This is a genomic window from Streptomyces sp. NPDC058872 (assembly GCF_042743065.1).
Classification (GTDB): domain Bacteria; phylum Actinomycetota; class Actinomycetes; order Streptomycetales; family Streptomycetaceae; genus Streptomyces.
The window spans coordinates 34,004-58,302 of record NZ_JBHYMK010000015.1; the positions used below are offsets into that span (position 1 = coordinate 34,004).

21 protein-coding genes, 2 pseudogenes and 1 riboswitch are annotated in these 24,299 nt (G+C 71.9%); of the genes and pseudogenes, 15 read left to right on the forward strand and 8 right to left on the reverse strand.

Features of this window, described 5'->3' with window-relative positions; all coding sequences use genetic code 11:
• Positions 1-143 precede the first annotated feature (143 nt).
• From shc to ACFW22_RS12160, 6 genes are all read left to right on the forward strand, one after another.
• On the forward strand, positions 144-2,126 hold the full coding sequence (gene shc / locus ACFW22_RS12135; protein ID WP_386401978.1) for a squalene--hopene cyclase: 1,983 nt from the start codon (positions 144-146) through the stop codon (positions 2,124-2,126).
• Positions 2,126-2,797, forward strand: coding sequence for a 1-hydroxy-2-methyl-2-butenyl 4-diphosphate reductase (locus ACFW22_RS12140; protein ID WP_386401980.1), 672 nt, complete (start codon positions 2,126-2,128; stop codon positions 2,795-2,797). The genes shc and ACFW22_RS12140 overlap by 1 nt, the downstream gene beginning before the upstream one ends.
• A 7-nt stretch (positions 2,798-2,804) precedes the next feature.
• Positions 2,805-3,827 (forward strand): adenosyl-hopene transferase HpnH, encoded by a 1,023-nt coding sequence (hpnH, locus tag ACFW22_RS12145; RefSeq protein WP_384883312.1) that lies wholly within the window; start codon positions 2,805-2,807, stop codon positions 3,825-3,827.
• A gap of 10 nt (positions 3,828-3,837) precedes the next feature.
• A complete protein-coding gene (locus ACFW22_RS12150; RefSeq protein WP_386401983.1) occupies positions 3,838-5,223 on the forward strand; it encodes an aspartate aminotransferase family protein in 1,386 nt (461 codons plus the stop codon).
• A 78-nt stretch (positions 5,224-5,301) separates the two neighbouring features.
• Positions 5,302-5,931, forward strand: a complete 630-nt coding sequence (locus tag ACFW22_RS12155) for a helix-turn-helix domain-containing protein (protein WP_386401985.1) — start codon at positions 5,302-5,304, stop codon at positions 5,929-5,931.
• Positions 5,932-5,971: 40 nt separating this feature from the next.
• Positions 5,972-6,127: a DUF6126 family protein gene (locus tag ACFW22_RS12160; RefSeq protein WP_386401987.1), complete on the forward strand. Its 156-nt coding sequence runs from the start codon at positions 5,972-5,974 to the stop codon at positions 6,125-6,127.
• Positions 6,128-6,142: 15 nt separating this feature from the next.
• Here the strand turns inward: ACFW22_RS12160 and ACFW22_RS12165 are convergent, their stop codons facing one another.
• Complete coding sequence (locus ACFW22_RS12165) at positions 6,143-6,964, reverse strand: tyrosine-protein phosphatase (protein ID WP_386401989.1); 822 nt, start codon at positions 6,962-6,964, stop codon at positions 6,143-6,145.
• A gap of 360 nt (positions 6,965-7,324) precedes the next feature.
• Positions 7,325-7,495: riboswitch (cyclic di-AMP (ydaO/yuaA leader) on the forward strand.
• A gap of 4 nt (positions 7,496-7,499) precedes the next feature.
• Here ACFW22_RS12165 and ACFW22_RS12170 point away from each other — a divergent pair.
• Complete coding sequence (locus ACFW22_RS12170; RefSeq protein WP_386401991.1) at positions 7,500-8,477, forward strand: peptidoglycan DD-metalloendopeptidase family protein; 978 nt, start codon at positions 7,500-7,502, stop codon at positions 8,475-8,477.
• A gap of 151 nt (positions 8,478-8,628) precedes the next feature.
• Positions 8,629-9,423 carry an SGNH/GDSL hydrolase family protein gene (locus ACFW22_RS12175; protein WP_386401993.1) on the forward strand — a complete coding sequence of 265 codons (795 nt, stop codon included), beginning with the start codon at positions 8,629-8,631 and terminating at the stop codon, positions 9,421-9,423.
• Here the strand turns inward: ACFW22_RS12175 and ACFW22_RS12180 are convergent.
• The 5 genes from ACFW22_RS12180 to ACFW22_RS12200 are packed head-to-tail and all read right to left on the reverse strand — an operon-like array spanning position 9,410 to position 14,687.
• On the reverse strand, positions 9,410-10,348 hold the full coding sequence (locus tag ACFW22_RS12180; protein WP_386401995.1) for an STM4011 family radical SAM protein: 939 nt from the start codon (positions 10,346-10,348) through the stop codon (positions 9,410-9,412). The two genes, ACFW22_RS12175 and ACFW22_RS12180, sit on opposite strands and share 14 nt — an antisense overlap.
• 10 nt (positions 10,349-10,358) lie before the next feature.
• On the reverse strand, positions 10,359-11,708 hold the full coding sequence (locus ACFW22_RS12185) for an STM4012 family radical SAM protein (RefSeq protein WP_386401997.1): 1,350 nt from the start codon (positions 11,706-11,708) through the stop codon (positions 10,359-10,361).
• On the reverse strand, positions 11,705-12,526 hold the full coding sequence (locus ACFW22_RS12190; protein ID WP_386402203.1) for an STM4013/SEN3800 family hydrolase: 822 nt from the start codon (positions 12,524-12,526) through the stop codon (positions 11,705-11,707). Before ACFW22_RS12190 ends, ACFW22_RS12185 begins: the two co-directional genes overlap by 4 nt.
• Positions 12,527-12,537: 11 nt before the next feature.
• Positions 12,538-13,731: an STM4014 family protein gene (locus ACFW22_RS12195; protein ID WP_386401999.1), complete on the reverse strand. Its 1,194-nt coding sequence runs from the start codon at positions 13,729-13,731 to the stop codon at positions 12,538-12,540.
• The gene (locus tag ACFW22_RS12200) at positions 13,728-14,687 is read right to left on the reverse strand and encodes an STM4015 family protein (protein WP_386402001.1); all 960 of its coding nucleotides are present in this window, start codon (positions 14,685-14,687) and stop codon (positions 13,728-13,730) included. The genes ACFW22_RS12195 and ACFW22_RS12200 overlap by 4 nt, the downstream gene beginning before the upstream one ends.
• 468 nt (positions 14,688-15,155) lie before the next feature.
• On the opposite strand from ACFW22_RS12200, the gene ACFW22_RS12205 reads away from it, so the two are divergent.
• Positions 15,156-15,926: an SIMPL domain-containing protein gene (locus tag ACFW22_RS12205; protein WP_386402003.1), complete on the forward strand. Its 771-nt coding sequence runs from the start codon at positions 15,156-15,158 to the stop codon at positions 15,924-15,926.
• 352 nt (positions 15,927-16,278) lie between these two features.
• Here ACFW22_RS12205 and ACFW22_RS12210 read toward each other — a convergent pair.
• Positions 16,279-16,866, reverse strand: a pseudogene (locus tag ACFW22_RS12210) (TetR/AcrR family transcriptional regulator); the annotation flags it as partial.
• Positions 16,867-16,912: 46 nt separating this feature from the next.
• Complete coding sequence (locus tag ACFW22_RS12215; RefSeq protein WP_386402005.1) at positions 16,913-18,109, reverse strand: Glu/Leu/Phe/Val dehydrogenase dimerization domain-containing protein; 1,197 nt, start codon at positions 18,107-18,109, stop codon at positions 16,913-16,915.
• Positions 18,110-18,236: 127 nt separating this feature from the next.
• Between ACFW22_RS12215 and ACFW22_RS12220 the strand changes: the two genes are divergently transcribed.
• From ACFW22_RS12220 to ACFW22_RS12245, 6 genes and pseudogenes are all read left to right on the forward strand, one after another.
• Positions 18,237-19,436 (forward strand): MBL fold metallo-hydrolase, encoded by a 1,200-nt coding sequence (locus tag ACFW22_RS12220; RefSeq protein WP_386402007.1) that lies wholly within the window; start codon positions 18,237-18,239, stop codon positions 19,434-19,436.
• A 602-nt stretch (positions 19,437-20,038) separates the two neighbouring features.
• Complete coding sequence (locus tag ACFW22_RS12225; protein ID WP_386402009.1) at positions 20,039-20,227, forward strand: DUF6191 domain-containing protein; 189 nt, start codon at positions 20,039-20,041, stop codon at positions 20,225-20,227.
• A complete protein-coding gene (locus ACFW22_RS12230) occupies positions 20,224-20,736 on the forward strand; it encodes a DUF3995 domain-containing protein (protein ID WP_386402011.1) in 513 nt (170 codons plus the stop codon). Before ACFW22_RS12225 ends, ACFW22_RS12230 begins: the two co-directional genes overlap by 4 nt.
• A 237-nt stretch (positions 20,737-20,973) precedes the next feature.
• Entirely contained in the window at positions 20,974-22,530 is a 1,557-nt protein-coding gene (locus ACFW22_RS12235; protein ID WP_386402013.1) for an alpha/beta hydrolase, read from the forward strand.
• A gap of 168 nt (positions 22,531-22,698) precedes the next feature.
• Positions 22,699-23,271: an SMI1/KNR4 family protein gene (locus tag ACFW22_RS12240; protein WP_386402015.1), complete on the forward strand. Its 573-nt coding sequence runs from the start codon at positions 22,699-22,701 to the stop codon at positions 23,269-23,271.
• Between the two features lie 153 nt (positions 23,272-23,424).
• Positions 23,425-24,203, forward strand: a pseudogene (locus ACFW22_RS12245) (agmatine deiminase family protein).
• The last annotated feature ends 96 nt before the right edge of the window (positions 24,204-24,299 follow it).

Sequence of the window (24,299 nt, forward strand, 5' to 3'; positions counted from 1 at the left end):
GCCGCGGCTTTTTCGGGGGGCGGGCTTAATATATCAACACAAACACCCTTTTTTCTTTTGCCCGGCGCGGGCGGGGCCCCCCCGCCCCCGCCCGACGGCAGACCCGCAGGAGCAGAAGGAACCGACTGCACGAAGGGGAAGCCATGACAGCGACGACCGACGGAAGCGCCGGGGCCGTGGGCCCCCGGGCAGCCGCGGCCAGCAAGACGCACGGCACCGCCGCGCCGGACGGACTCGACGAGAGCGCCGTGAAGGCCGCCGAACGCGCCGTCGAGCACCTGCTCGCCCGACAGGACGCGGCGGGCTGGTGGAAGGGCGACCTGGAGACCAACGTCACCATGGACGCCGAGGACCTCCTCCTCCGCCAGTTCCTGGGCATCCTCGACGCCCGCACCACCCGGGCCGCCGCCCTCCACATCCGCCGCGAACAGCGCGAGGACGGCGCATGGGCCACCTTCTACGACGGGCCCGGCGAGCTCTCCGCCACCGTCGAGGCCTACGTGGCCCTGCGACTCGCCGGAGATCCGCCCGAGGCTCCGCACATGGCCCGTGCCTCCGCCTGGGTCCGCGCCCACGGCGGCATCGCCTCCGCCCGGGTCTTCACCCGGATCTGGCTGGCCCTCTTCGGATGGTGGTCCTGGGAAGACCTGCCGGAGCTGCCGCCGGAGCTGCTCTTCCTGCCGAAGTGGTTCCCGCTCAACATCTACGACTTCGGCTGCTGGGCCCGACAGACGATCGTGCCGCTCACCGTGGTCTCCGCGAAGCGCCCGGTGCGCCCGGCACCGTTTCCGCTGGACGAACTGCACACCGACCCGGCCCGGCCCCGTCCGCCCCGACCGCTCGCCCCCGCCACCGGTTGGGACGGCATCTTCCAACGGCTCGACAAGGCGCTGCACGTCTACCACCGCTTCGCCCCGCGCGGAGTGCGCAGCACCGCGATGAACGTCGCCGCCCGGTGGATCGTCGAACGCCAGGAGAACGACGGGTGCTGGGGCGGCATCCAGCCGCCCGCGGTCTACTCGGTCATCGCCCTGCACCTCCTCGGCTATGACCTCCAGCACCCGGTCATGCGGGCCGGGCTCGCCTCGCTCGACCGGTTCGCCGTCTGGCGCGAGGACGGCTCGCGCATGATCGAGGCCTGCCAGTCGCCCGTCTGGGACACCTGCCTCGCCACCATCGCGCTCGCCGACGGAGGGCTCCGCCCGGATCACCCGGCGCTGGTGAAGGCCGTGGACTGGATGCTCGACGAGGAGATCACCCGGACCGGGGACTGGGCGGTGCGTCGCCCCGGACTCCCGCCGGGTGGCTGGGCCTTCGAGTTCCACAACGACAACTACCCCGACATCGACGACACCGCCGAGGTGTTGCTCGCCCTGCGCCGGGTGCGGCACCCCGACCCCGCCCGGGTGGAGGCGGCCATCGCCCGGGGCACCCGCTGGACGCTCGGCATGCAGTCGAAGAACGGGGCCTGGGGCGCCTTCGACGCCGACAACACCAGCGTCTTCCCCAACAAACTGCCCTTCTGCGATTTCGGCGAGGTGATCGACCCGCCCTCCGCCGACGTCACCGCCCACGTGGTGGAGATGCTCGCGTACGAAGGGCTCGCCCAACACCCCCGCACCCGCCGCGGCATCGAGTGGCTGCTCGCCGAACAGGAGCCCAACGGCGCCTGGTTCGGCCGCTGGGGAGTCAACCACGTCTACGGCACGGGCTCGGTGCTGCCGGCGCTCGCCGCAGCCGGACTGCCCGGTTCGCACCCCGCGATCCGCCGGGCCGTCGACTGGCTCGGCTCCGTGCAGAACGACGACGGCGGTTGGGGCGAGGACCTCCGCTCGTACCGCGAGGAGCGGTGCGTCGGACAGGGCACCTCCACCGCCTCGCAGACGGCATGGGCCCTGATCGCCCTGCTCGCCGCCGGTGAACGCGACTCCGAGCCCGTCCGGCGCGGTATCGCCTGGCTGGCGGGGACCCAGCAGGAGGACGGGTCCTGGGACGAGCCCCACTTCACCGGCACCGGCTTCCCCTGGGACTTCTCCATCAACTACCACCTCTACCGGCAGGTGTTCCCGCTCACGGCGCTCGGACGCTATGCGTACGGGGATCCCTCGCCGCACAAGGAGGGCTGATGGGGCACGAGCCCGGCCCGGGCGCCTCCCCACCGCTGCTGATCGCCTGCGCGCTCGGCATCGAGCAGTTCGCCCTGCGCCGCGGGGACCGGGGCGACGCGCCGGGCCCGGTCACCGTGCTGCGCACCGGCATGGGACCGGACCGCGCCCGTCGTGCCGTCTCCCGGGCACTCGGCGAGGAGTCCCGTCGGGACGCCGCAGTGATCGCCTCCGGATTCTGTGCGGGCCTCGCCCCGGGCATGCACCCGGGGGACCTGATCGTCGCCGACGAGACCCGTGGCCCCGAGGGCACCACGCTCTGCACCGGAACCGATGTACTGGTGAAGGCACTGGTCAGGGCAGTGCCCGGGCGGTCCGTGCACACCGGGCCGCTGATCGGCTCCGACCACGTGGTGCGCGGCCCGGAGCGGGCCGCGCTGCGGGCCGACGGGGCGATCGCCGTCGACATGGAGTCCGCCGCCACCCTCCGCACCGCACGAACCGCAGGGGCGTTCGGCGAGGGGCCGGATGCCCGCCCGGTTGCGGCCGTCCGAGTGGTCGTGGACGCTCCGGAACATGAACTGGTCCGGATCGGCACGGTACGCGGGGGAATATCAGCCTTCCGCGTCCTCCGTGCCGTCCTTCCCGCATTCTTCGAATGGCACCGTTCTTTGCTGCTCCCCAGGAGGTGAGCGAGTTATGGCCATGCCGCTCCGTCAGTCCATCCGGGTCGGGACCTACCTCTTCGAACAGAAGCTCCGCAAGCGGGACAAGTTCCCGCTGATCGTCGAGCTGGAGCCGCTCTACGCCTGCAACCTCAAGTGCGAGGGCTGTGGCAAGATCCAACATCCGGCCGGCGTCCTCAAGCAGCGCATGCCGGTCGCCCAGGCGGTCGGCGCGGTCCTGGAGTCCGGCGCCCCCATGGTGTCCATCGCGGGCGGGGAGCCCCTGATGCACCCGCAGATCGACGAGATCGTGCGCCAACTCGTGGCCCGCAGGAAGTACGTCTTCCTCTGCACCAACGCGATGCTGCTGCGCAAGAAGCTGGAGAAGTTCACCCCCTCCCCGTACTTCGCCTTCGCCGTGCACATCGACGGACTGCGCGAGCGGCACGACGAGTCCGTCGCCAAGGAGGGGGTGTTCGACGAGGCGGTGGCCGCCATCAAGGAAGCCAAGCGACGGGGCTTCCGGGTCACCACCAACTCGACCTTCTTCAACACCGACACCCCGCAGACCGTCATCGAGGTGCTCAACTTCCTCAATGACGACCTCCAGGTCGACGAGATGATGATCTCGCCGGCCTACGCCTACGAGAAGGCCCCCGACCAGGAGCACTTCCTCGGCGTCGAGCAGACCCGCGAACTCTTCAAGAAGGCCTTCGCCGGTGGGAACCGGCGGCGCTGGCGGCTGAACCACTCACCGCTCTTCCTGGACTTCCTGGAAGGGAAGGCGGACTTCCCCTGCACGGCCTGGGCCATTCCCAACTACTCCCTCTTCGGTTGGCAGCGCCCCTGCTACCTGATGAGCGACGGATACGTCCCCACGTACCGCGAGCTGGTCGAGGAGACCGACTGGGACAAGTACGGCCGCGGCAGGGACCCGCGCTGCGCCAATTGCATGGCGCACTGCGGCTACGAGCCCACCGCCGTCCTCGCGACCATGGGCTCCCTCAAGGAGTCCCTGCGCGCGGTCCGCGAGACCGTTTCCGGGAACGAGGCGTGAGGCGGCCGGCATGAGCGGTGAGTTCGACCTGCGGGCGCTGCTCGCCGAGCGCGGCGGTGAGCGGTACGAACTGCACGCCAAGCACCTGAACCACCAGCTGCCGCGCATGCTGCACACCATCGGCTTCGACAAGGTCTACGAGCGGGCCGAGGGGGCCCACTTCTGGGACGCCGACGGCGTCGACCACCTCGACATGCTCGCCGGCTTCGGCGTGATGGGCCTGGGGCGACACCACCCCGTCGTCCGCAGGGCCCTGCACGACGTCCTGGACGCCCAGCTGGCCGACCTCACCCGCTTCGACTGCCCACCGCTGCCCGGACTGCTCGCCGAGCGCCTGCTCGCCCACAGCCCGCACCTCGACCGGGTCTTCTTCGGGAACAGCGGCACGGAGGCCGTGGAGACCGCCCTCAAGTTCGCCCGGTGCGCCACCGGGCGTCCCAGGGTCCTCTACTGCTCGCACGCCTTCCACGGACTCACCACCGGCTCCCTCTCCGTCAACGGGGAGCGGAGCTTCCGGGACGGCTTCGGTCCGCTCCTGCCGGACACCCCGATCGCCCTCGGCGACCTCGACGCCCTGGAGCGGGAACTGCGCGCGGGCGACGTGGCCGCCTTCGTCGTCGAACCCATCCAGGGAAAGGGGGTCCACGAGGCGCCGCCCGGCTTCTTGCGGGCGGCCCAGGAGCTGCTCCACCGGCACGGTGCGCTGCTCATCGCGGACGAGGTGCAGACGGGCCTGGGCCGCACCGGCGACTTCTACGCCTACCAGCACGAAGAGGGCGTCGAACCGGATCTGGTCTGCGTGGCCAAGGCGCTCTCCGGCGGCTACGTGCCGGTCGGGGTCACCCTCGGCAAGGACTGGATCTTCAAGAAGGTCTACTCCTCGATGGACCGGGTCCTGGTCCACTCGGCGAGCTTCGGCGCCAATGCCCAGGCCATGGCGGCCGGGCTCGCCGTGCTCTCGGTCATGGAGGACCAGGACGTCGTCGCCCGCGTCCGCCGGACCGGTGGGCTGCTCGCCGGGCGCCTGCAGGAGCTCGTGCCCCGGTACGAGCTCCTGCACGAGGTCCGCGGACGCGGTCTGATGATCGGGATCGAGTTCGGTCGGCCGTCCTCGCTGGGGCTGCGCAGCCGCTGGACGATGCTCCAGGCGGCCCGCAAGGGCCTCTTCGCCCAGATGGTCGTCGTCCCGCTCCTCCAACGGCACCACATCCTCACCCAGGTCTCCGGGGACCATCTGGAGGTGATCAAACTGATTCCGCCGTTGATCATCGACGAGGCGGACGTCGACCGGTTCGTCACCGCCTTCACCGCGGTCATGGATGATGCCCACGGAGGTGGCGGGCTGCTCTGGGACTTCGGGAAGACACTGGTCAAGCAGGCGGTCGCACAGCGCTGAGCCGTGCGTACGACGAGTGTCTTTTGCCTCTGAGGCAAGAAATTTGCCTCAGAGGCACGGTCCTGGCGGAATGGACGCATGGACCACGTCCCCGGGGCGCCGCCCCCGGTCCCCGTCACCCCGGACGCCCTGCCGGACGTCGCTCCGCAGCTGCGGGCCCTGCGCCGTCGTCGGGGGCTCACCCTGGAGGCCGCCGCCCAACGGGCCGGTCTCTCGCCGGCCCACCTCTCACGGTTGGAGACCGGAAACCGGCAGCCCTCGCTCCCGATGCTGCTCGCCCTCGCCCGCATCTACGGTACGACGGTCTCCGAGCTCCTCGGCGAGGCTCCCCCCGAGCGCGATCCGGTGGTCCGGGCGGGCCGTTCCGAGCCGGTCGAGGCCGATGGCTGGGTCTACCGCCAGGCGGGTGGGGCCGGCCGGGCCCTGCAGTGCCTGCGGGTCCACGTGCCGTACGCCACCCGGGCCGACATCGTGCGGGTCCATCCGGGCGAGGAATGGATCCACGTCCTGGAAGGCCGGGTGCGGCTCGCGCTCGGCGAGGTCGTCCACGTCCTCGATCCCGGGGACAGCGCGCACTTCGACTCGCTGACCCCGCACCGGATCGGTGCCGCCACCCCCGGCGGGGCCGAGCTGCTCTTCGTCCACACCCTGATGCAGAGCCCCGCCGCCGAGCTGTGCCTCGGAGGCGGGACCCCGCACCGGAGCTGATCACGGGCGACTCGTTGAGATTCTCGAAGGAAGGGTTGACATGTCCGAGAAATCCGCACCGGTCACCGGTGAAGAGCGTGGTGAGGGCCGGTTCCCCAAGGGGCTCGTGCTCCGCCTCTTCGCCTATCTGATCGCCGGCCACCTCTTCGCCGGCTTCCTCTACCTGCTCTTCCTGATGGGCGGGCAGAACCAGTAGTTCCGCCCGCCGGGCTCAGGCGCCGGTGAGCAGCCGCGCCCGCAGGCGTTCGCGGGTCTCCGGGGCCAGCTTGAGTCCTTCCGCGAGGTAGGCGTCCACCGAGCCCCAGGTCGTCCCGATCGTTTCCAGGGCGGCCCGCAGATACTCCACCCGCGCGTCGAAGAGCGGGCTCAGCAGCTCCATCACCTCGGGGGACATCCCGTCCGGGGCGGTGGAGCTGCGGCGTATCTTGTAGCGGCGGTGCGGGTCGTTCGACTTCACGTAGTCGGCCTCGATCGCGTCCCGCTCCACGCCGACGGCCAGCAGGGTGATCGCCACGGCGAGTCCCGCCCGGTCCTTGCCGGCCGCGCAGTGCATGAGGGCCGGGACGCTCTCCTCCGCCATGGAGTGCAGGATCCGGCTGTGCTCCGCAGTGCGCTCGACCACCATCTTCCGGTAGGAATCGGACATGCGGGCGGCTGCCTTGCCGTCGCCGAGGACCTCTCGCAGCTGGGCGACCTCTCCGTCCCGGACCAGCTTCCAGAACTCCTTGCCGTCGGCCGGGTCATTGAGGGGGATGTTCACGTTCCGCACGCCGGGCAGCTCGACGTCCGCGCCCTCGACCTTCCGGTCGGCCTCGTTGCGGAAGTCGAAGACGGTGTGGAGGCCCAGGGAGGCGAGGAAGGCGGCGTCGCGCTCCGTCGCATGGGCGAGGTGGCCGCTGCGGAAGAGGCGCCCGGGGTGAACGGCGCGCCCGTCCGTCGTCGGCAGGCCGCCCACGTCCCGGAAGTTGCGGACCTCCGTCAGTTCGGGCTCGGTGGCTTCGGCGGGTGGGGTCTGCGGCAGCTGCTGCGTCACGGGCGGGTGCTCCTGTTCTGGAGATCTGTTCTTGGGGCAATCATCTCGGCCGGGTGCCGTGTGCGCACCCCCCTCAGGAGGTAATGGGCGATCTGTCCGTATTTGGGCGATAGGGGTAACACGCCCTAGTTGAGGGGGAGATGGGGTTCGATGCGTGAGCAGCGTCATAACCGTGACGGAACGTGCCTGATCGTCTTCTCCAAATTCCCTGGGGAAAAAGGAGATCGACGGACCGTCATCCACGGAGGGTGACCGGAATTTCGCCCCAAAGGCAAAGGATTGCGGAGTTCCTGAAAAGTGCGGCTTGTTCGCTCCGGCCCCACTCGTCTAGCGTCGCGCTCACTCCGGACGGACCGCCGAATCCTGCCACCGCCCGGAATCCGCACTCACCCGTACGAGGCAGGAGCGGGGGACCCAGGTAGTACGCCGATCCCTCGAAAAGGACGGCTCGGGGTGAAGCCGCGTGAGAACGCGGCCGGACATCTCCAGTCCGAACCCGACAGCTCACCTCGTAGGCGACGGAGAGGAATTCGCCATGCCCGCGAAGGGTAAGCACCGCCGTCCCAAGGTCAACCCGATCACCCGCGGGTTCCTGGCAGCCGGCACCGGAGGCGCCGTCGTCGCCCTCCCGCTCCTCGGAGCCACCAGCGCCCACGCCGCCCCGGTCGCCGCTCCGGCCCTGCCCGTCGCCGCTCCGGCGAAGGCCGCCGTCGTGGAGGCCGCCCCGGTCGCCGCGAAGGCCGCGCCGAAGACCTACTCCGTGGTCCGGGGCGACTACCTGTCGAAGATCGCCGCCGAGCACCACCTGGTGGGCGGCTGGCAGAAGCTCTACGAGGACAACCGCCAGGTCGTCGGCGAGAACCCCTCGCTGATCCTGCCCGGAATGAAGCTGACCCTCGGCGCGAAGAGCACGGCGAAGGCCGCCGCTCCGAAGGCCGCGGCTCCGAAGGCCGCCACCGCGAAGGACTCCGCCAGCAGCAAGCGGAGCTCCGGAAAGAACGGCGACGCCCCCCGGGCTTCCCGCAGCAGCGAGCGGGCCTCGGCTCCGGCCGCCGCGACCTCCTCCTCTTCCGCCGCGTCGTCCTCGTCGGCCGGCACGACCTCCTCCTCCGGCTGGTTCGCCCCCGTCAGCGGCGGCGTCTCCACCCCGTACCGTGCCTCGGGCTCCATGTGGTCCTCCGGCTACCACACCGGTGTCGACTTCATGGCCTCCACCGGAACCACCGTCGTGGCGGTCGGCCCCGGCACCGTCTACTCCGCGGGCAACGGGGGAGCGTACGGCAACCAGGTCGTCATCCAGCACGCCGACGGCACCTTCTCGCAGTACGCCCACCTCTCCTCGATCTCCGTCTCCGCCGGCCAGACCGTCAGCGGCGGCCAGCAGATCGGCCTCTCCGGCGCGACCGGCAACGTCACCGGCCCGCACCTGCACTTCGAAATGCGCACCGGACCGGGGTACGGCTCCGACATCGACCCGCTGGCGACCCTGCGCCAGCACGGCGTGAGCATCTGACGCCCCGTAACTCCCGGAGGCCCGGCACGCACGTGCCGGGCCTCCGGCGTATTCCGGCTTGGTGGAATCTTTATCGGTGGCGTATGTCACCCGCCGTCAAGCCCTCCTTACGGTCGCGTAGGTCACACCCGAAGGGGAAGGATGTGGTCCCGTGGCAGACGATTCGAGATCAAGAGAAAACAGCGCATTCGGGTCGTACGCGGCGATCGGTGACAGCTTCACCGAGGGCGTCGGAGACCCCGGCCCCGACGGGGCCTACGTCGGCTGGGCGGACCGCTTCGCGGTCCTGCTCGCCGACCAGCTGCCGGAGCACGACGCCTTCCGCTACGCCAACCTGGCCGTACGCGGACGCCTCCTCGACCAGATCGTGGCGGAACAGGTCCCCCGGGCGAAGGAACTCGCCCCCGACCTGGTGACCTTCTGCGCCGGCGGCAATGACATCATCCGCCCCGGAACGGACCCGGACGACGTGGCCGAACGCTTCGAACGCGCCGTCGTCGAGCTGACCTCCGCCGTCGGAACCGTCATGGTGACGACCGGCTTCGACACCCGCGAGGTCACGCTCCTCAAGCACCTCCGGGGCAAGATCGCCACCTACAACGGGCACGTCCGGGCCATCGCCGACCGCTACGGCTGCCCGGTCCTCGACCTGTGGTCGCTGAAGTCCGTCCAGGACCGGCGCGCCTGGGACGAGGACCGGCTGCACCTCTCCCCCGAGGGACACACCCGGGTCGCCCTGCGCGCCGCGCAGGTCCTCGGCATGCCGGTGCCCGCGGACCCGGACCAGCCGTGGCCCCCGGTCCCGCCGCGCGGCACCCTCGAAGTCCGACGCGACGACATCCACTGGGCCAAGGAGTACCTCGTGCCCTGGATCGGACGCCGGCTGCGCGGCGAGAGCTCCGGAGACCACGTCGAGGCCAAGCGCCCCGACCTCATGCCGCTGTAGTCGGCGGTGCCGCGGGGATCCGCTCCAGGACCCCGCCGGCGAACACGTCGTACAGCGGCAGCGTCTCCAGGTGGACGTAGCCGATGTGACAGTCGCAGACGGCGAGGGGACAGACCCGGGGACGCAGGGCGGCGCGGTACGAGCCGTCGTACAGGTTCCCCAGCTCGGCCCGGACGAAGTGGCAGCGCCGCACCGTCCCCTCGCCGTCCACCGAGACCACGGACTCCCCGGTCCGGCAGGGCAGCCCCGCCGAGCGGTGCGGATGCCGGCTGTACGGGAACAGGGGGTCGAGCTCCGTCCAGGCATCGGCCTCCGCGTCGGTGTAGGTGCGCCCCTCGGCCGCGTTCACCCAGAGGTACACGTGCGGGGGCAGCGCCGCCCGCAGCCGGACGGCGTCCTCCCGGTGCTCGGGCAGGCCGACCACGCCGACGCTGAACCGGATGCCCCGTTCGGCGAGCTCCCGGCACCGGGTGAGGAAGCGTTCGTACGGTGTCTGCCCCGGGTGGTAGGTGCACCAGAGCGCCACCCCCTCCGGGTCGGCCTCCGCCAGCCACTCCGTCCTGCAGCTGAGATTGGTCTGGATCGCCACCCGCTCCACGTGCGGAAGCCGGGACAGTTCGACCAGTGCCCGCCGGTACCAGGAGCGCACCAGGCCCTCGCCCCACGGGGTGAAGAGGACGCGCAGCCGGTCACCGGTCTGGGCGGCGACCCAGTCGGTGAACCGTTCGAGCGCCGCCCGGTCCGCACGCAGCTGCTCGCGGCTGTCCCGCCGCTTCGCGAAGGGGCAGTACGGGCAGTCGAAGTCGCAGGAGGAGAGCGGTCCCCGGTAGAGCAGCGTCAGGTCCGTGCCCGAGGGCGGGCCCGGGGCCGGAAGCGGGCGGGCGGTCGGCGGGAGGCCCGTGTCCGGGCGTCGGCTCAGGTCCATGTCGGCCCCGCTACTTCGCCTCGTACGCGGCCATCGCGGCGCGCACGGCGGGGGAGAAGAGCCGGGGACCGAGACCGTCGGAGTGGGCGAGCCCCTCCGGCGAAAGCCGCAGCACGCCCCTCGGGGCGTCCGCGTCCAGCCAGCCGTGCTCCTCGAAGGAGGAGAGCTCGGGGCCGAAGTCCGCGAACGGCGAGGATCCGAACCGTTCCTCGTACCCGGCGAGCGGCATGCCCTCGGCCTGGAGCAGCGACTGCAGCAGATGGCGGCGGCGCGCCTCCCGCCCGTCCACCGCCCGGCCCACCTCGGCCCGGGAGAAGTCCTCCGTCTCCGTGTAGGCGTCGATGATCGAGCGGACCTCCCGCAGGTCGACGGCGTAGTCGAAGGAGTAGTGCAGGGCGGAGGTGTACGAGCGGGCCCCACAGCCCAGGCCGATCATGCCGTCCGTCTGACAGGCGTGGTCCTCCGGGCCGGCGGGGGCGGCGTCCGCGCGGCGGAACATCCGCATCGACACCTGCTCGTAGCCCTGCGAGAGGAGGTGGTCCCGGCCGGAGCGGTAGAGGCGCAAGCGCTGCTCGTCCCATTCCCGGTCGGCGGCTTCCGGGTCCTGGAGCCGGCCGAGCCCGGTGAGCGGGCGCACGTACAGCGGATAGAGGTAGAGCTCCTCGGGCCGCCAGGCGAGGGCGGCGTCCAGCGAAACCCGCCAGGACCGCTCCGTCTGTCCGTCGATGCCGTAGATCAGGTCGATGTTCAGGACGGGCACCCCGGTGTCCCGGATCCGACCGAGCGCCGCCTCGACGTCTGCCCGGCGCTGCGGCCGGACGGCCGCCCGGGCCTCCGCCTCGACGAAGCTCTGCACCCCGATGCTGAGCCGGGTCGCACCCCGCTCGGCGAGGACCGCGAGCCGGTCGGCAGTGGCGGTCGCCGGCGAGGTCTCCACCGACAGCGGCACCGCCCGCAGGTCCGCCCCCATGCGCTTCTCGGCGATGTCGCACAGCCGGGTCAGTTCGTCGGCGGTCAGGAAGGTGGGCGTGCCGCCGCCGAACGCAGCCGTGGCGAAGCGCACCGGCGCCGCGTCCCCGAGGGCCTCGCGGACGGCGAGGGCCTGCCGGTCGAGGGCGTCGAGGTAGCGACCGGTCAGCCCCTCCGGGGCGCCGACCCGGGTGAAGAGGTTGCAGAATCCGCAGCGGACCTCGCAGAACGGTACGTGCGCGTACAGCGAGAGGGCCTCCTTCGGCTCGTCGGCCCAGAGCGCGGACAGCTCCGGGCGCTCCGGGAGCATGCGGTACGCCGTCTTGTGCGGATAGGCGTAGACGTAGCTCTGGTAGGGCCGGGGACGGGGGGAAGCGGACGGGACGCTCATGCGGCGACCTCCTCGTCGGGTCCCGGCAGGACGAACTGGGCGTAGGGGACGGTCCACACGCTCTCGTGGCCGAGCCGGTGGCCGGTGAACCCGTCCTCCCCGTACGCGGTCCCGTGGTCGGAACAGACGATGGCGAAGCAGGGGCGGCGGCTGCTCATCGCGGTGAAGAGCCGTCCCATGTGGAGGTCGACGTACTCCAGCGCGGCGGCGTGGCTCGCCCGGGAGTCCCCCGCCCCGGGGCTCGCCCCCGGCAGGTGGAACCAGTTGGGCTGGTGCAGCGCCGACGCGTTCAGGAAGAGGAAGAGCCGTTCCTCGCGGGGGAGTCCGACGACGACCTCTTCGGCGCGTGTGACCTGGGACTCGAAGGACGTCGGGGAGGTGACGCCGAAGGAGGGGTCCCAGTGGCTCTCCTGGAACAGGCCGGGGAGCACCGAGCCCAGGGGAGGCCGTTTGTTGAAGAAGCCGACGCCGCCGATGCAGACCGTGCGGTACCCCTCGGCCGCCAGCGCGGACACGAAGTCGGGGGTGTCGTGCACCCAGGTGCCCTCGGCGGTCGACTCGCTTCCCGCGAAGCGGGCCGCGAACAGCCGGGGATGGGGTCCCTGCGTCGCGGGAGTCGGCAGGAAGCCGGCGAAGATCGCTTGGTGGGAGGCGTAGGTGAAGCTCCCGGGGGCGTGCCTCCGCTCCCAGGCGCCACCGGGCAGGTGGCGTGCCAGGTTCGGTAGGCGGCCCGCCGACGCCAGCTCTGCGGCCACGTCGTAGCGCAGGGTGTCGAGGGTGACCAGGAGCAGGTCGTGGCTGCCGACGATCGCGTTCATGTCGGGCTGGTTCACGTGGTGCTCGTTCCTGTGGTGCGGGGGGCGAGGGGCGCGTCGGTGCAGGACGGGGCGGTGGAGCCGTGGAGGGGGTGGACGCCGTCGCGGGAGCTCGTGAAGACCGCCGCGACCTGCGCCGCATAGGTGTCCATTCCCTCGGCGCCGCTGCCGGGCAGACCCGTGAGACCGGGCAGCAGATCACCGAAGGCGTTCACCTCGCCCACGGAGAAGCGGCGCCAGCCGCGCAGGGGCAGCAGGTCGATGCCCACGCAGCGGGTGCCGGGGAAGACGGCCGCGGCCCGCTCGCACACGCCGAGCGCCTCCGTCCACCGGCCGCCCGCCGCTTCGATCGCCGCCCGGGCGGCACCCAGGTCCCCCCGGGCACCTCCCAGGTGCAGGTTGGTCATCGGGGAACGGCTGGTCCGCACCACGGCATGGGTGGCCCGACCGTCGATCACCACCACCCGGAGATCGGCGGCCCGGCCGCCCTGGGTGGCCTTCGGCAGCCACCGCTCGACGTGCAGCCCGTCCGGTGCGAGGGCGTCCACGATGGCGGCCACCTCCCGCTCGTCGGTGTAGCGCCGCACCCGCAGGGAGTTGAAGAGCCGGCCGTCGGGGGCGCGTTCCACCGACGTGGTGGCCTGGAAGCGCCCCGCACCGTTCGTCTCCACCGCGAGCACGCCCGAGGCCGAGGAACCGTGCGCGAGCTTCACGAACACCCGGCGCAGACCGGGCTCGGCGGTCAGCGCCCTGACGTCCGCCCAGCCCCGTACCTCCGGAGCCCGCGGCCCCGAGGTCGGTGACGGGGGCACGGGCACTCCCGCCGCGCTCAGCAGGCCGTGGCCCAGTCGCTTGTCGAAGAGGGCCGCGAGCTCGGACGGGTCGTCCACGAGGACGGCCCCCGCCGTCTCCGCACCGCGGGCGAGGTCCGCCACGGCGGCGACGAACCGTCCGTACCACGGGCCGGTGCCCTCGACCCGGGCCGGATCGTCGACGTCGCGCAGCAGCCGGTCCGCGGCAGCGTCCCCGCCGGGCGAGTCCAGGCGGACGGTCTCGCCCGTCGTGAACTCCGCCCGGCCCCGCAGCACTTCGGACCAGGACACCACCCGCGCCCCCGGCAGCCCGGCGGCGTGCAGTGCGTCCTGGAAGAGGGCGACGCGGCGGCCGGCCGGATCGCCGACGACCACGGGGCGCGGCCCGGAGGTCATTCGGCGACCGCGACGTAGCGCCAGACGTCCCCGTCGCCGTCGTCCTCCGCTTGCTGGGGGTCGTCGAGGACCAGCGCCACGCCGTGCGGGGCGAGTGCGGCCGTGAGCCGCTCCTGCATCGGTTCCGACAGGTAGTGGTGGGAGAGGTCGAGGCGGGTGAGGTGGGTCAGCGGCTGTCCGTCGAGCAGTGCCGCCGCGCCCTTGTCGGTGAGCACGCCCAGGGAGAGGTCGAGCTCTTCGATCCGGGCCACGACCGGGGCGCCCGCCACCGCGGCGGCGATCGCGTCCTGGACCACGCTGTTGCGCAGACCCAGGCGGCGGAGGGAGGGGAAGGCCGTGCCGGCGAGCAGTGACCCCAGGTCCTCGGGGGTGCTGTCACCGCCGTACTCGTCGGTGCCGAGCCAGAGTTCCAGCCTTTCCAGAGAGGGCAGGTCACTGCCCGCGACGCCCCGCACCACCTCGGCCCCCAGGCCTCCGGTCTCCACGACCAGGGCCTTCAGGGAGGTGTGACGGACCGGCGGGAAGGCCAGTTCGGAGCCGCCGCGCACCCCGAGCTCTTCGAGGTCCGGGTAAGCGGCGAGCAGCGGCGTCACATCGGACTGGATGATCCACGAGATCTCGCAGTCCTCGGAGACCATGTCTCCGACGAAGACCGCCACCAGCCCCGTCAGCCGGGTGTTGGCACCGACCAGGGCGGTGACGATGTCGGCTGACGAGTTCTCGTACGCCTCGTCCCAGCCGCCGATGACGAGGGCCCGCACCCGGTCCGCGTCGACCTCCTTCAGGAACCGCTCGAACTGCGCCCCCCACTGCTCGTCCCCGGGATCGGAGTACGTCGGGGCGGAGATCCGCCAGGCGACCGCCTCCGCATCGGGCAACTCGACCCGGGCCTCCGCACCGGGGAAGTCGAACACCGGCAGTCCGTGGAATTCCTGCAGGTGGTTGACGAGGATCATGACGGTGCTCCAGACGACGGACGACGAGGGGCGGCTGACGGAAAGAGTTCTACCAAGTCCCACCGACAGCCCACCGTGTCGGGGCGCTCCCGACGGATCTTCAGCCCCGGGACCCGTCATCGTTCCCGTGCCCGATCGTCCGTGCCGGGCGGAGGGGGAGAGCCGTGCACCGGCAGGGGGCGTCCTGGTCGCACCCTTCGTGGAAGCGGCCGTTCCGCAGTCGGCGAGTTACCGGCGAGTCACCGGCGAGTCGCCGGCGAATCGTCGGCGGTTTCGGCGGCGGCACAGGAAGCGGCGGGCGGACCGGGGCACGTCCGGGGGCGCCTCGTCCTCGTCCCCGGCGCGGCCATTGGTGCGGAGAGGTGAAGGAAGCCGCTGGTCAGGAGTGGCGTGCCGGGGGCGGCGGCATCGGGTGCTGGGATGTGCCCGCCGGAGGCCCGGCAACCACCCACCTCGAAAGGACCGCCTGTGACGATCTGTCTGCCCAGCGCCGCCCGTACCGTCCGCCTGTGCATCGCCACCGCCCTGCTCGGCGGTCTCCTCGCCGGAACCGCGGCCCCCGCCCTGGCGGTGTCACCGGGGCGCACCGCCCACCGCACCGCCGCGGGGGAAACCGCTCCGGCCACCGTCACCGTAGCCGGTAGCGGACGGGCTTCCGCCGCGCCCGACCTGGCGATCCTGTCGGCCGGGGTCGAGGCCGCCCGTCCCACGGCGAAGGAAGCGATGGCGGCGCAGAGCACCGCGGCCGAGGTCCTCCTCGCCGTCCTGCGCAAGCAGGGGATCGGAGACCGGGACATCCGCACCGACAGCCTCTTGCTGGTTCCGGTCTACACCCAGACCAAGGACGGGGAGAGCAAGGTGACCGGTTATCAGGCGGTGCAGTCCTTCTCCGTGAAGGTCAGGGATCTCGACAGGACCGGTCAGGTCATCGGCGCCGCCAACGAGGCGATGGGGGACGAGGGGCGCATCAACGGCGTCGTCTTCGACGTCGCCGACCCGTCGGCGTTGCGGGCGAAGGCCCGTGAGGCCGCCTACCGGGACGCGTACGAGAAGGCCTCGCAGCACGCCCGGCTGAGCGGTCACCGGCTCGGCCGGCTCGTCTCGCTGAGCGAAGGGGAGTCCGTGCGCCCCGGACCCGGCCCCGCGACCGGAGTCTCCACGGACGAGCCGGGCGTTCCCACGGCGCCCGGCGAGATCGAGGAGCAGGTCACCGTCTCCGCGGTCTTCGAACTGGTCTGACCCGATGTGGTGCGGTCGTCCGTCCCCGGACGTGCGGCGGGGTCCCGGCGGGGCGCGCCCGGGGACGGACGACGCCGTCCGCAACGTCACGCGCGCCGCTCCGGGAGCGCACCCGCCGGGGGCGGGATCGCGAGGTCCGCAACGGCGCTCACGCCCGGGCGTGCGGCGGTGCCCCCGTCGATGTCGTCCCCGCCCGGTCGAGGGGACCTGCGGAGGCCGAGGCACCGGCCGGACCTCCGGCCGTACGCGTCTGCACGGGGTTGACCGGCTCCCCGCCGGCGCCCGACCCCGGAGGAGCGGGAACTCCACCACGGTCACCTCCGTCCGACGGTCCTTCGCGGGACTCGTCCGGCAGCTCCAGCTCCCTGACGAGCGCCTCGTCGGCCCAGCGCAGCATCGCGGCGCGGGAGAGGGACCCCGGATAGACCGTCGTCTGGACGGCGAGGCCGTCGAGGAAGGCGGTCAGCCGCCAGGCGGCTGCGGCCGGGTCCGCACAGCGGAACTCCCCGGCGGCAGTTCCCTCCGCGATCACCCGCGTCAGCGCCGCCTTCCACTCCCGGTCGAGGGAGGCGGCGACCCGGCGCAGCTCCGGGTCGCGCAGCGAGGCGGCCCACCCCTCGATCCACAGCCGCCATCCCTTGGCCTGACCGGTCGGGGCGTACCAGCGGACGGCGGACCGCAGCCGCCGCAGCGCTGTCGAGCGCCGTCCCAGCAGCCGCCGAAGGCGGGCGAGATCGGCCTCGGCCGCGTGCCGGAAGGCCGCGGCGACCAGCTGTTCCTTCGACGAGAAGTGGTAGAGGACGAGCGCATTGCTCACCCCGAGCGCGGTGGCGACGTCGGAGATCCGGACGGCCGCCACACCGCGCGCTTCGATCTGCTCGACGGCCGCCCGGACCAGCTCCTCACGCCGTTCGGCCACGTTCAACCGCACTCTTGCCACGTCGTGCAGCCTACACAGCACGTGACACGGGTGCGTTTCTCGCCCGTCACCCGGTGCGCTCGCCTTCGTACCAGCCGTAGCGCGCGGCGATCGTCGGCAGCCGTTCCTCCACCAGCGCGTGCGCCGCGGAGCGCGGGCTGATGCCGTCCGCATCCGCCCGGTCGAGGATCCCGCCGACGAGCGTCCGCATGGACCGTCGCACCCGCGCGAAGGCCTGGTCGGCATCGGCCTCGACGTCGCCGAAGAGCGTCCACCACCACCAGGCGTTGGTGCACGAGTTCACCACCACGTCCGGGAGCACGGTCACTCCCCGCGCGGCCAGTGCTTCCTCGGCCTCCGGGAGGACCGGCATGTTGGCCGCCTCCGCGATCCAGCGGGCGGTGATCCGGTGCTGGTTCGCCACGTCGATCGCGTACGAGACGGCTGCGGGCACCAGGACGTCGGCGTCCACCGCGAGCCAGGCGCTGCCCGGCTCCTCGCGGTCGCCGCCCCGGAGCACGGAGCGGTCCACGGTCCCGTGGTGGTCCCGGGCCGCGAGCAGGGCCTCGACGTCCAGGCCGTCGGGGTTCACGATCGTGCCGCGGACGTCGGCGACGGCCACCACCCGGAACCCGGCCCGCGCCAGGAACCGGGCGGTCGCCCCGCCCATCGTCCCGAACCCCTGTACGGACACGCGCGTTCCCGCGTGCTGCTGCCCGACCCGGTCGAGTGCGACCCGTACGGACTCGGCGACCCCGTGGCCGCCGACCAACGCGTCGAGCCCGATGCCGTCCACTTCGATCGCGAAGGCGTCGGCGAGCCGCTTCCGGGCTTCCGCCTCGTCCTCCAGCAGCGGGAACACGGCCTGCACCGAGGAGGCGAGCCCCACCTCGGCCGCGGCGCGGTCCACCAGGTCCTGGGTGAGCCCGAGGTCCTCTCCGGTGGTCCAGAACCGCTCGACGTAGGGCCGCATCGCGCGCAGATAGCGGACGAGGACGCCGTACGCCTGCGGCGAACGGGGATCGCAATCGATGCCGCCCTTGGCGCCGCCCAGCGGGACGTACCGCGCGGTGGGGTCGTAGTGCAGCGCCTCCTTCATGGTCATTCCGCGGGCGAGCCCCGCGACCTCCTCCGCCGTGCACCCCGCCCGCATCCGCAGGCCTCCGCTGGCCACCCCGCGCACCAGCCGGTCGATCACCAGATGGCCCCGGTGTCCGGTCACGTGGTCGGTCCAGTCGACGGACAGGAGGGGGGTGGGGTGCATCGTGGACCTCCTCGGCAGGGGCGGGCCGCTCGGCCCTACTGAATGGCGGTTCAGTATGACCGACCGCCCGGCCACTCGCGGCCGCGGCCGCCCATAATGGAACGACCCCCAGAGATCAGGAGGTCCTGTGACCGGTACCGGCTCCGACCGTTCCCCGCGGGCCCGGCTGCGCGCACTGCGCCCCGAGTCCTTCGGCGCGGAACCCACGGGCGAGCGCCTCGCCCGCATCCGCCGCTCGCCGAACTTCGCGAACGGGATCTTCCAGAACCCCGAACCGGCGCGGCGCAGCCCCTCCGGTTCCACCTTCGACATCGCCAAGACCTATGTCGAGAAGGAAGGGCGCGCCCGCCGTGCCCCCACCGGCGCGATCCCCGTTCATCCGACCACCCTGGCCGACATCGCCAAACCGCCCGTCACCGGCCTCCGCCTCACCTGGATGGGGCATTCCGGGGTCCTCGCGGAGATCGACGGCCACCGGGTCCTCTTCGACCCGGTCTGGGGCGACCGCTGCTCGCCCTTCCCCTTCGCCGGCCCCAAGCGGCTCCACCCGGTGCCGGTGCCACTCGCCGCCCTCGGCCCGGTCGACGTCGTGGTCATCTCGCACGACCACTACGACCACCTCGACCTGCCGACGATCAAGGCGCTCGCCACCACCGACACGGTCTTCGCGGTGCCCCTCGGCGTCGGTGCACACCTGGAGCACTGGGGAGTGTCCGCCTCCCGGCTACGAGAACTGGACTGGAACGAATCGACCGGGATCGGCGAGCTGCGGCTGACCGCCACCCCGGCCCGGCACTTCTGCGGCAGGGGACTGCGCAACACACAGCACACCCTGTGGGCCTCCTGGGTGGTGCAGGGGCCCGCCCACCGCATCTTCCACAGCGGGGACACCGGCTACTTCTCCGGTTTCCGCGACATCGGCGCCGCCCACGGCCCCTTCGACGCCACCATGATCCAGATCGGCGCGTACTCGGAGTTCTGGACGGACATCCACATGACTCCGGCCGAGGGGATCCGCTCCCATCTGGACCTCCAGGGCGGTGGTCCGGGCGGGGTGCTGCTCCCGATCCACTGGGGGACCTTCAACCTGGCCCCGCACGCGTGGGCGGAGCCGGGGGAGTGGACGGGGGACGCGGCCGAGGAGGTCGGTCAGGCGGTGGCGTTCCCGCGGCCCGGTGAGCCTTTCGAGCCCGCGGGGAAGCTGCCGTCCGATGCCTGGTGGCGCGGGGTGTCCCATCCGATCGCCCGCCCGTGGCGTCGGCCCCGGTCGGTCGAGGCTCCTGCCGGGGCACCCAGGCACGATCTCGACCTTGCGGGTGAGCGGTGACGGTGGCCGAGGGCGAGCTCGGCCGGGTGGTGCACCTGCCGACTCGCCTTCGAAGGAAGAGCGCGGTCGTGTGGTGAGCGCGTCGGACCGCTCGCCCCGGCAGGAGGGTTGGCCGAGTGCCCTACGGTTCGTGCCCTTGCCGACCGGAGCGGGACCGTCCTCGGCCGTTGTCCGCGTGCACATCGTGGGGCGCTGAGCACGGAGGCTGACGGACGGGCTCAGACGGGCGGAGCAGCCACGGCCGACAGCGCAGCCCTGCGGGCGTACGGCGGCCCGCCGCCGAGTCGGGTGCCGGCGTGCCTGAGCGCACGGTCCGCGCACGTGCCGCCGGCGGGTTTCACGGGTTTCCCGCTGCGTACCTCCGAGAGGAACGACGTTGCCCGCTGGGTCGTTTCCCGACTGTCGGCTGTGTTGAGGACGAGGGGGGGCCGGCTGTGGCGATGTGGGCTGCGTCGTTTCCGGCGTTCGTGTGTCTCCTGGTGCTGTTCGCGCTCGTGGAGGGTGCATGGCGTTCCCTCACAGGGCTCGGCTTGCTGCCGTGGGTCCGCAGACGCACGGGCCGGTCGTTGTCGAGCGTGGCCTTCGACGAGTTCACAGCGAGCGTGAACGGGAACAAGACGGCAGAGCTGGAGCAGCGGCGGGTGGAACTGCTGCGGCGGGACGACGAGAGCGCTGGGGCGCCGCCCCGCTCCAGCGTCGACCTGGTCAGAGGCACGGCGTTCATCGTGCTGCCGCAGGACCCGGACGGCCCGCCCGCCGCCAGGCGCGAGGACCGGGAGGTGCAGCGGTGAACCGCGAGCAGGAGGGAACGGGCGGTTCCACACGGTCCGCGCGGTGGGGGCGCATCGCATGCGGGTGGGCGGTCGCCTTCGCGGGGGTGCACTTCTACTGGGGTCTCGGCGGTGATGTGGGGCTGAGCGTCGCTGCCGGTCCGCTGGCCACCGAGCGTCCGCTGTGGTTCGTCGTCGCCGGCCTGTGGGGCGTGGGCGGGCTCTGCCTGCTCGGCGCCGCGCTCGCACGGCTGCTCACCCGGCCTGATCTCCGGGGGACGCCCGCTGCATGGGTGAGGTGGCTGGGGTGGGGCGTCAGCGCGGTCCTGCTGACGCGTGGCATCGGCGTCGAAGTGATGCTGCTGACCGGGACCGTGCACGGGGACGCCTCCGTGAGCGAACAACAGCGGGTTTGGACACTGTTCCTGTGGAACCCCTGGTTCGTCGCCGGAGGACTGTCCTTCGGCCTCGCCACCCTTCGCGCCAGCAGGCGTACCGGCGCAGAACCGCCACGTGCCTCCAGCCGCTGATCGCTCCGCGCCCCACCCCACTCCCGCGATCCGACTTCGGTGGCGACCAGTCCCATTCCAGCGTCCGCTGGGACGCCGATGCCGTCCACGACGGCCCAACACCGCCAGCCATCCGGCAGGTCATCCGACGACGACCGCGTCAGGGGCAACTCCCCAGCCTTTCTCGGGGGACGACCCCGACCGTTTTCGGGGCTGTCCCCGAGGCTTCCGACACCCCCACCGCCATATCGTTCGATCATGTCAACCTTCCGACGCAGCAAGGCATTAACGGCTCTGGCCGTAGTCCTGGCCGCCACCGCGACGACGACTACCGCCACCGCGTCAACAAACGACTCCACCACGCCCACCACCACCCTCCGCCCCCTGGCCCGCTTCCACGCCCAGCCCATCGACTGGCATGCCTGCACCCTTGGCGCGAACGACGGAGTCGGTCAGGCGCTGGACGCTGCCGGTGCCCAGTGCGCCGGCATCACCGTGCCGCTCGACTACGCCGAACCTGGTGGCCGTACCCTCACGGTCGCCATCTCCCGCATCGAGGCCACCGACACCGCCCACCGCGTGGGCCCGCTCCTGCTCAACGACGGGGGACCGGCAGGCCCCGGCCTCCAGATGCCCCTGACCAAGTCGGGGGTGATGGGAGAGGTCGCCGACCGCTTCGATCTGATCGGCATGGACCCGCGCTTCGTCGGCCGGAGCACCCCGCTGGACTGCGGCTGGGACCTCGGATCCGCTTTCTTCCGCTCCGCCGGAGCCGACCGGGCGGCGTATCGCGAGGAGGTTGCCCTCGCACGCGACCTCGCCGAGCGCTGCAAGCGCACGAACGGCGACGTGTTGCCCTACGTCACCACCCGCAACACCGCCCGCGACATGGACGTCATCCGCGCCGCCCTTCGCGAGGACTCCCTCTCCTACCTCGGCTACTCCTACGGCAGTTACCTCGGCGAGGTCTACACACAGCTCTTCCCCGGCCGCACCGACCGCATGGTGCTCGACGGAGTCAACAGCCCGGAGCGATACACCCAGAACCCCCTGCGCGGAACCGAGGCAGCCAACCGGGCGGCCCTGCACGCCTGGGCGTCGTGGGCTGCCCAGCGACACGACACCTACGGCCTGGGCCGGACACGCTCCGAGGTCCTGGGGACGGTGGAGCACGTTCTCGATGCCGCTGCGCAGAAGCCGCTGCGGATCGGCACGACGCACGTGCTGGACGAGCACGTCCTCCCCGCCCTCCTCGTCGGCGGCCTCGGCAGCGATCTCGACGAGCGGCGCGCCGACCTGGCCGCCACCGTCCGCCTCCTGGCGCGCGCGGCGGACCGGGAGCCGGTAGAGCCGTCCGAAGTGCTCTCCGGGCAGCTGGAGTTCCTGCTGACGGGTACGGGCTCCGCCCCCTCCAGCCAGATGACCGGCATCATCTGCGGCGACGTGGCCGAGCGGCGCGGAGTGGGCGGCTACTGGCGCGCGGTGGAGAAGTCCCGCGAGCGCTACCCCCTCACCGGGCCGCTGGCGAACAACATCTCCCCCTGCGAGTTCTGGGACCGCCCCACCGAGGCCCCGACCGTGCTCAACAACGACGTCCCGGCCCTGCTCGTCAACGCCACGGGCGACCCCCGCACCCTCTACGCCGGAGCCGGGGCCATGCGCGATCGGTGGCCGAGCTCCCGGCTGCTCACCGTGGAGGGCGCCCGTCAGCACGGCCTCTACGGCGAGTACGGCAACGCCTGTGTCGACCGGCAGGTCAACACCTACCTGCGTACGGGACGCCTCCCCGCCGACGATCCGACCTGCGAGGCGTGATCCGACCGGCAGCGTCACCCTGCGGCGCCGTCACACCGGCGTCGCAGGGGCCCCAGGCATCCCGTCTTCCTCGCGGGGAGGGCGAGCAGGCCAACCGCTTCTGACCGGAGGTGGGACCCCGGCGGTCCGACCGGTAACCTCCTCGGAGACGAGAGAAGAGATCCTTCCGTGGATTCCCGGATTCCCCGCGTGCGTTCCGCCCTGGCGAAGATGCCCCACCAGCCGCAACGGAGCCGCTCCGTGTGCGGAGAGCGTCACCGCTTCCGCCTCGGTCCGCGCGTCAGCCCGGCAGAAGTCGACGCCTTCGAGGCGGAGCACCGGATCGTCCTGCCCGCGGCCTACAGGTCCTTCCTCGTGCACCTCGGGGGCAGCGGCGCCGGTCCCTTCCACGGCCTTCTTCCGCTGCAGGACTGCAGGTTGTTCACGATGGACCGGAAGCCGTCGGACGGCAGTCCGCGGGGATTCACCCATGTCGGCCATCCGGATGCGCTGCGGGGCGACCTCTTCCTCCACGTCATCGAGATGGGCTGCAGCGACCTGTGCCTCATCGGGGTGACCGGCCCCCTCGCCGGACGTGTGGTCACCGGAAACGCCGATGGCTTCTGGCCCCCCAACGTCTCCTCTGCGCGGGACTTCCTCAGCTGGTACGAGCGTTGGCTCAACCACATGCGGGACGGCAGGGACAACGCGGCCCTGGGTCTCGTCTCGCCGGCGCTGTGGGCCCGGCCGCCCCTCCCGTGACGGGTCGTCCCGTGATGTCCCGCCCTGGTTGGGATGGGGACAAGGGGAGCCCTGCCGGTGACCGTGTCAGGGGCCGAGTTCTGCGGTGATGGCACCGCGCAGGAGGTGGCGGGCGCGGTCGAGGTGATCACGGTGCCCACCGACGACCTGTGGATGCGTGACAGCGGCCCGATCTTCGTCCAGGGCCCGAAGGGCATCGAAGGCATCGACCTGCACTTCAACGGTTGGGGCGGCATGCAGGAGCACGAGCGTGACGCGGAGATCGCCCGTGCCGTCCTGGAGTACGCCGGAGTCCCCGCGTCGACGCGCCCCTGGTGGGAGAGGGGGGCTCGCTGGAGGTGGACGGACACGGCACCCTCCTGGTCACCGAGAGCTCCCTGGTCAACTCCAACCGCAACCCCGGCCTGGGCCGCGACGAGATCGAGAGCTCCCTCAAGGACCTGGTCGGCGCCGACCGGGTGATCTGGTTCGAGGGCGTCAAGGGTCAGGACATCACCGATTACCACGTCGACTCGTTGGCCCGCTTCGCGGACGACGGCGTCGTCCTGCTGAGCCGTGCCTGGGCCGGCGACGGACCCGATGTGTGGACCCGCGCCCACGACCAGGCCCGCGGTGTCCTGGAGGATGCGACCGACGCCCGTGGGAGAAGCTTCGAGATCGTCGACCTCCCCGAACCCGACCCCGCCGGGCTCGGCCGCCGCGGCGAGGACTTCCTCGGCTCCTACGCCAACTACTACATCGCCAACGACGCCGTCCTCGTCCCCCGCTTCGGCGACCGCAAGGCCGACCGGCGGGCCGCCGCCGTCATCGGCGACCTCCACCCCGACCGCAAGGTCGTCCAACTGGAGATCCACGCCGTCGCCGAAGGAGGCGGTGGCATCCACTGCGCCACCCAACAACAGCCCAAGGCCGTAGAGGGCGGCAGCTCGTGAGGCGATGTGCGATTCCCGGTGGGGGTGGGACGAGGCGGCCCCGGGGTGCTCGGTCGACCACCAGAACCGTTCGCGCCGCACCGGGCTTCAGCACGG